We start from the raw sequence: 7,849 nt of genomic DNA, 5'->3' as shown, positions 1-7,849 counted from the left end.
TCCAATGCTTCTTGGTTGAGAATTTTGGCAAATTCCCAAGCTAGTTTTTCACGGCTTTTATAATGGGCATCATAGAGTGTGTCTATCATTGTCATTGGGCCCGGTAATGCCCATTTAATAGGTTTGTCTGTGTGTTTTCGTAGGAATTTAGCATCCTCCACAAACACAGGTTTTTGACGTTCTACAGCGCTCACAACGGTTGGGACGCTGGCATCATAACGATTACGAATGCGCACTGTTTCACGTTTTTCAAAATCCACACCATTGAGATGTTCAATGAATGTTGTCACAAAGTGTTGGCGAGTTTGTTCACCATCGCTCACGATATCAATGCCTGCATGCAATTGATCTTGCAAAGAGATAAGTAATGCGTCTTGTTTTGCTTCCAATAATGCATCACCTTCTAATTTCCAAGGTGACCATAATTTTTCAGGCTCTGCCAACCAAGTAGGTTTCGGTAAACTGCCAGCAGTAGACGTTGGTAATAAAATTTTCATAATCAATAACCCTGTATTGTAATTTTAATATTTTCTGATTTTCTCGCCTACGGCGAGAGAATCAATTGTTAGCTGAAACAGCTATAATTAAAGTGCAGAGCTAGCAGCCCATTGTTCCAAAATATTTTTGTAGGGTTTAATGAAGTGCTCTTCAGTAAATTTTCCTTGTTTCACGGCTAATTGATTGCGTTCATCGCGATCATAGACAATTTGTGTTAATGAATAATCTTGGTAATTTAAGCTAGGTTGATAACATTGACCTGCCACTGAATTCGTATTGTAAATTTCAGGGCGATAGATTTTTTGGAATGTTTCCATCGTGCTGATCAAGCTGATCAATTCAAGATCTGTATAATCACTCAATAAATCACCAGAGAAATAGAAAGCCAAAGGTGCTGTGCTGTTTTCAGGCATAAAATAACGAACTTTTAAGCCCATTTTTTTGAAATATTCATCTGTTAATGAATAATCATTTTGTTGATATTCAACCCCTAAAATAGGGTGTTTATTGGCTGTTCTATGATAAGTTCTAGTGGTTGCAACGCTCAAACAGATGGCAGGAGCTTTATTGAATCTAGTTTTGTAATCATCTGAGTTGATGAATGACTTAAATAGCTTGCCGTGTAAGTTACCAAAATTTTCAGGCACGCTGAAAGTCTCTTGACCTTTATTATGGTCCAGTAGCAATACGCTGAAATCATAGTCACGAACATACGATGAAAAGCTATGGCCGGGCATGCCAGCAATGCGTTCATTAGTTTTATGATCAACGATTGTTGTTTGCAATACTTCTATTGTTGGGAAGCTTTTGCCATTACCTTCAACGTCTAAATCTACGGAAATAATGGATACTTCAATAGAATAGCGATCGCCTTTAGGATTATCCCAAGTTGCTAATGAGTTGAAACGATTATTAATCATTTGCAATGTTTTGCGTAAATTTTCTTGTCTGTTTTCACCTCTTGCTAAGTTTGCAAAGTTAGTTGTGAGGCGAGTATTACCAGATGGATGATAATTTTCATCAAAAGGGATGCTTTTAATGGATGTGAGAAAAGTCTGACTCATAGTATGTGATCCTTAAATTTATTAACATAAAACATATATGTATTTATATATAAGTCAGTCTATGAATAAAAATGATTTGATTTCATATAAACATGAATCTTATTCATGAATAGGATGATTTGCTTTTTTGTGATATTAAGAAAAATATAAAAGGCTGATTTAAGACATTATTTTTTATCGATATATTTTTTAAATGAGTTTTAGAGCCCCTAGGGCCGAAAAATGTTTTTTTTAATTAAAAAGTCTGTATTATCCGTTTTCTTGGTTGCGATGGACAAACACGTCATCCACCAAGTTATATAAAGCACCGAGTCAAAGGACCGCAAGTCACCAGACTTATTTTCTTTCAAAACCCTATCAGAGATGGTAATTCGATATGAGCGTTTTTTCTGTAAACCCTGCCACTAATCCTTCCAACGAATACTATTTGGCTCGCCAAAGTCAGATGGAATCCAATGTTCGTAGCTATCCACGCAAATTGCCGTTGGTGATAGCGGAAGCCTTAGGTTGTTGGGTTACCGATGTGGAAGGTACTAAGTACCTAGATTGTTTAGCTGGGGCAGGAACATTGGCATTAGGCCATAATCATCCTGTGGTTATTAAAAGTATCCAAGATACTTTAACAAGTGGTTTGCCACTACATACTTTAGATTTAACAACGCCTTTAAAGGATGCTTTTACTGAAGCATTACTTGAACAATTGCCGGGAGGCAAAGAAGAGTATTGCTTACAGTTTTGTGGACCGTCTGGTGCAGATGGAACAGAAGCAGCAATGAAGCTTGCAAAAACTTATACGGGTCGTAATACCATTATCAGTTTTTCAGGTGGTTTCCATGGTATGACTCATGGATCTTTATCCGTAACAGGCAACCTTTCTGCAAAAAATGCAGTGAACGGTTTAATGCCAGGTGTGCAATTTATGCCATATCCGCATGAATATCGCTGCCCGCTAGGTTTAGGCGGAGATGCTGGTGTGGATGCTTTGACATATTATTTTGAAAACTTCATTGAAGATGTCGAAAGCGGCGTAACAAAGCCGGCAGCTGTGATTCTTGAAGCAATTCAAGGGGAAGGTGGCGTTGTAACAGCACCTGTAAAATGGTTAAAGAAAATCCGTGAAGTCACTCAAAAGCACGACATTGTGTTAATTCTGGATGAAGTTCAAGCAGGTTTTGGACGTTCTGGAAAGATGTTTGCTTTTGAACATGCAGGTATTAAGCCTGACATCATTGTGATGTCAAAAGCGGTGGGCGGTAGTTTGCCTTTGGCAGTTTTAGGTATTAAACGTAAGTTTGATGCTTGGCAGCCAGCGGGTCATACTGGAACCTTCCGTGGCAATCAACTGGCTATGGCAACAGGTTTAGCAACCATCAAAATGATCAAAGAACAAAACTTGGCACAAAATGCACAAGAACGTGGTGATTTCTTACAAGCTGAATTGAAAAATTTATCTAAAGAATTCCCATGCATTGGCAATGTGCGTGGTCGTGGTTTGATGATCGGCATAGAAATTGTTGATGAAACAAAACAAAAAGATCATATGGGATTATTCCCAGGCGATTCTCAATTGTCAGCAGCGATCCAAACGGCATGTTTCAATAACAAATTATTGTTAGAGAAAGGCGGCCGTAACGGTACAGTGATTCGTTTATTGTGCCCATTGATTATTACTCAAGCTGAGTGTGAAGAAGTGATTGCTCGCTTTAAGAAAGCAGTCGCGGAAGCATTAACAATGGTGAGAGGAGCTTAAAGATGGCTGATTTTGCAGAACACCGTAAAGCATTGTTCTGCAATGATGCACAATCCATCGCTGACTATCAGTCAGCGATGGGCGAAGCAGTGGAAGCTGTTTCTGCATGGTTGCAAAACGAAAAAATGTACACGGGCGGCAGCATTAAAGCGCTCCGCAAAGAAATTGCGTTTCAACCTTCTAAAGAAGGTATGGGCGTACAAAAGTCATTGGATCGCATGGTGGAACTTTTCTTAAATAAAAGCTTAAAAGTTCATCATCCTCACTCTTTGGCGCACTTACATTGCCCAACAATGGTCACAAGCCAAATTGCTGAAGTATTAATCAATGCCACTAACCAATCAATGGATTCATGGGATCAAAGCCCAGCAGGATCATTGATGGAAGTGCAATTGATTGATTGGCTTCGTCAAAAAGTTGGTTATGGAGAAGGGCAAGCTGGCGTATTCACATCAGGTGGCACGCAATCCAACTTGATGGGTATTTTATTAGCGCGCGATGCGTGTATTGCTAAAAACTGGAAAGATGACAACGGTAAACCTTGGTCTGTTCAGCGTGATGGTATTCCGTCAGATGCAATGCGCAATGTGAAATTCGTATGTTCTGAAAATGCGCATTTTTCTGTCCAGAAAAATCTAGCAATGATGGGCATGGGCTTTCAATCAGTTGTGACGGTTCCTGTAAATAGCGATGCACAGATCGATACTGCCGCATTAGCAAAAACAATGGCTGACCTCAAAGCTGATGGCAAAATCGTGGCATGTATCGTGGCAACAGCAGGCACAACAGATGCGGGTGCAATCGACCCAATGAAAGAGATCCGAAACATTGCTGATCAATATGATGCTTGGATGCACATTGATGCAGCTTGGGGAGGCGCTTTAATTTTGTCGAATGAATATCGCGCAATGTTGGATGGCTTGGAGTTGTCTGATTCTGTGACATTGGATTTCCATAAGCATTATTTCCAAACCATTTCATGTGGTGCTTTCTTACTGAAAGATGAAGCAAACTATCGTTACATGCATTATGAAGCTGAATATTTAAACTCAGCTTATGATGAAGAGCATGGCGTGCCGAATCTTGTGTCTAAATCCTTACAAACAACGCGCCGTTTTGATGCGTTGAAATTATGGATGACAGTGGAAGCATTGGGTGAAGAGCTATATGGCTCAATGATTGATCATGGCGTGAAACTAACACGTGATGTTGCGGATTATATTAAAGCAACCAATGGCTTAGAATTGTTGGTTGAACCACAATTTGCATCAGTGTTATTTCGCGTTGTGCCTGAAGGTTATCCTGTTGAGTTCGTGGATAATTTGAATCAAAACGTGGCAGATGAACTATTTGCACGTGGTGAAGCAAATATCGGCGTAACAAAAGTTGGTGATGTTCAATCATTAAAAATGACAACATTAAGCCCAATCGCAACTTTGGAAAATGTTCAAAATCTCTTGTCGCTAGTGCAAGCAGAAGCTGATCGTATTAAAGATTCCATCGCGAATGGTACATATACTCCACCAATTGCTTAATTTTAATTAATCATTGCGAGTATTGAAAAGAGGATCATTGATCCTCTTTTTTTAGTGCATTATGCAGGGCCTAAAGGTAACCCTAAGTTATAATAGATTAAGAATAAAATACTCCATGATGTCAATAAAATCAGTGCGTATGGCATCATTATGGATAAAAATGTACCAAATTTGAACTTAGGATTATATTGAGCAATCATCGCTAATATCATAGGTAGATATGGGTTAGTTGGTGATATAACATTAGTAGTTGAGTCGCCAATTCTATAAGCCATCTGAATTGCGGAAGGTTCCATGCCTAATAAAACAAATAGTGGAATAAAGACAGGAGCCATCAGCGCCCATTGTGCAGAGCCACTGAAAATGATTAAATTAATTAATGCTGAGAGTATTATTAATAAAATTAGCATGAAAGTATTCGGTATTTCTATGGCAGAAAGCAAGTTAGCACCGCCAATAGCTAAATAAAGTGATAGATTGGTCCAATTAAACCAAGCAATAAATTGCGCAACAAAGAAAACCAGAATAATGTAACCGCCAACATTCTTTAATGATCTAGTCATGATGGCAGGAATGTCATCCATTTTTGTGATTTTTTTTGCTAGAAATCCATATACAAGTGAACAACTGATAAAAAATAGCATAATGATCGGAATCATGCCATTTAAAAATGGTGATGGTACTAATCCTCCAGTAGAATTACGTAATGGCGAGTTTTCAGGTAAGATCATGAGTAATAAAGCTATGTTAAATACTACAGCATAAATACCTGTTATTTTGACAGCGCGTAGTTCAATTCTAGAAAGTTTGTACGTTTCTTCAGTATTTTGTGTTATTTTTGCTTCTGATACAGGGAAACGAGGTTCAATCATCTTTTCAGTAATCCATGTGCCAATGATCATGATAAATGGCACAGATACCAACATGAAATACCAATTAGCAGCAGGCGTAATGGTTTGATCAGATACTGTGGTTAGTACTTCGTTTGTAACACTAGATAATAAAACATCTGTACCCGCAATGAAAATATTGGCTGTAAAACCTGCAGCTACAGCAACAAAACCTGTACATATTCCAACAATTGGATTACGTTTAGTTGCAGCAAAGATAATACCTGCCAAAGGTGGGATGAGGACAAAAGCGGCATCTGATGCAAGATTTCCAATAATGCCAACGAAAAAAATAGTCATAGTAACAAATTTCTTGGGTGCATTGAGTAGGACAGACTTAATGGCTGCGCCTGCTAGTCCGATTTCTTCCATTAATCCTACTGCTATCATCATTGATAAGACTAAACCTAAGGGTTTAAAATTAATAAAATTATTAATGGTTGATTCTAGAATATAAACTAAACCTTCACTGCTGATAATGCTTCGAACAGTCACAATTTTTTCAGTTGTTGGATGAACTAATTGAGGATTAAAAAAGCTCAGTATCCAAGATGTAACGGCGATAATGAGACAAAGTGTACTGAATAGAAATAGAGGATGTGGGATTTTATTACCAAAGGATTCTAGGCGATCAAACCACCCTTTATGATTGTTAAGTGTTGTCATAATGCTCTCCTTAGATTAAATAGGCGAGGATATTTATAATAATTTATTAATAGTTTTATTGATAAGCATGTATGATTTTTACAAAATATGAAGCGCCATAAGGAATGATGGCATCATTAAAATCATAAAATGAATTGTGTAAGTCTGAATTATAAGGTGCTTCAGTGCCATTGCCTATGAATCCATAACAACCTTGACAATGTACTAAGAAATGAGAGAAATCCTCTGCTGTCATCATTGGTGTAATATCTGTGATGACATTTTCTTTTCCCACAATCGCACTCGCAGCAGTGATGGCAATGTCTGTTTCTAGATCTGTATTAATGGTTACGGGATGATGTATCTGCCCCAATTCAAAGATTGCCTCCATATCAAAAGCTTTGCCTATATTTTCGACGAGTAATTGTAATTTTTTAATCAAATCATTACGAACTTCATGAGAATGTGTTCTAAATGTACCAGACATTTTGGCTTCATCTGCAATAACATTGTTTGTTTGGCCTGCATGAATTTGTGTAATAGAAATCACCACAGGGTCTAAAGGGTTAAAAGTTCTACTAACAAGCCCTTGAATTCCTTGGTAAATATGTGTGGCGACTAATAAAGGGTCTTGTGATCTATGCGGTAAACCTGCGTGCCCACTTTTACCTTTAATAGTGATAAATAAGCGGTCAGAGCTTGCCATAATATTTTTCTTACGAAATGCAAAGGTACCTACAGGCAGATTAGGCCAATTATGTAGTGCATAGATGGCATCAACAGGATAATGTTCTAAAACTTTTTCTGTAACGACCATAGTTTCAGCACCACCCAAGCCTTCTTCTGCGGGCTGAAAAAATAACACTGCCTGTCCTGAAAAATCTCTATGCAATGCTAAATATTTAGCAGCCATTAATAACATAGTTGTATGGCCATCATGGCCGCAGCCATGCATTTGGTTATGAATTTGTGATTTATGATTAAAAGTATTATTTTCTTGAATGGGCAATGCGTCCATATCTGCACGTAATCCTATGGATGAACCTGATCGATTGCCTTTGATCACAGCGATTACCCCAGTTTTTCCAAAACGAGTATCAATGTGTTCAACGCCATATTTTTTTAGTAACTCTATAATTTTTTGTTGTGTTTTATGTTCTTGAAATCCTAGTTCAGGGTATGAATGAAATTGTTGTCGAATGGTAGTGGCTTCAGCTAACCATTCTTTGAGCTGCTGTAGTATCACTGTTATTTCCCCTCTTATAATATTATTATTTTATGCAGTTTTTAATATGAAAGAGTTTAACTTCTTTAGCAATTATTGATTGGTTAGCATATAAACTTTAAATCATCATAAAGATTGGTTTTATACTTAGTAATTGCCTATGACATCTATTAAATCTGCTAGAATCCTTTCCCATATTAATGAACACAATGATGGATTGATTATGTCAGAGCAAAACTCTA

Annotated in this window: 6 protein-coding genes; 2 read left to right on the top strand and 4 right to left on the bottom strand. The window is 37.7% G+C overall.

What is annotated here, in order from left to right; genetic code table 11:
- Both BZK14_RS05655 and BZK14_RS05650 read right to left on the bottom strand, forming a co-directional pair.
- Positions 1-497, bottom strand: a 497-nt coding sequence (locus BZK14_RS05655; RefSeq protein WP_483887732.1) for a uroporphyrinogen decarboxylase/cobalamine-independent methonine synthase family protein, incomplete at its 3' end; no start/stop codon positions are given.
- An 87-nt stretch (positions 498-584) separates the two neighbouring features.
- Positions 585-1,562: a DUF1852 domain-containing protein gene (locus tag BZK14_RS05650; RefSeq protein WP_077925587.1), complete on the bottom strand. Its 978-nt coding sequence runs from the start codon at positions 1,560-1,562 to the stop codon at positions 585-587.
- A gap of 376 nt (positions 1,563-1,938) precedes the next feature.
- Between BZK14_RS05650 and BZK14_RS05645 the strand changes: the two genes are divergently transcribed.
- Both BZK14_RS05645 and BZK14_RS05640 read left to right on the top strand, forming a co-directional pair.
- Positions 1,939-3,312: a diaminobutyrate--2-oxoglutarate transaminase gene (locus BZK14_RS05645; RefSeq protein ID WP_077925586.1), complete on the top strand. Its 1,374-nt coding sequence runs from the start codon at positions 1,939-1,941 to the stop codon at positions 3,310-3,312.
- A 2-nt stretch (positions 3,313-3,314) separates the two neighbouring features.
- Positions 3,315-4,847, top strand: a complete 1,533-nt coding sequence (locus BZK14_RS05640) for a pyridoxal phosphate-dependent decarboxylase family protein (protein ID WP_077925585.1) — start codon at positions 3,315-3,317, stop codon at positions 4,845-4,847.
- 59 nt (positions 4,848-4,906) lie between these two features.
- Here BZK14_RS05640 and BZK14_RS05635 read toward each other — a convergent pair whose 3' ends face one another.
- A complete protein-coding gene (locus tag BZK14_RS05635; protein ID WP_077925584.1) occupies positions 4,907-6,403 on the bottom strand; it encodes an AbgT family transporter in 1,497 nt (498 codons plus the stop codon).
- 55 nt (positions 6,404-6,458) lie between these two features.
- A complete protein-coding gene (locus tag BZK14_RS05630; protein WP_077925583.1) occupies positions 6,459-7,628 on the bottom strand; it encodes an amidohydrolase in 1,170 nt (389 codons plus the stop codon).
- Between the last annotated feature and the right edge of the window lie 221 nt (positions 7,629-7,849).

The sequence above is a fragment of the Wohlfahrtiimonas larvae genome, assembly GCF_002006755.1.
Classification (GTDB): domain Bacteria; phylum Pseudomonadota; class Gammaproteobacteria; order Cardiobacteriales; family Wohlfahrtiimonadaceae; genus Wohlfahrtiimonas; species Wohlfahrtiimonas larvae.
The sequence above is the reverse complement of the archived record's forward strand: the minus strand, read 5'-3'. Positions and strand labels throughout refer to the sequence as shown.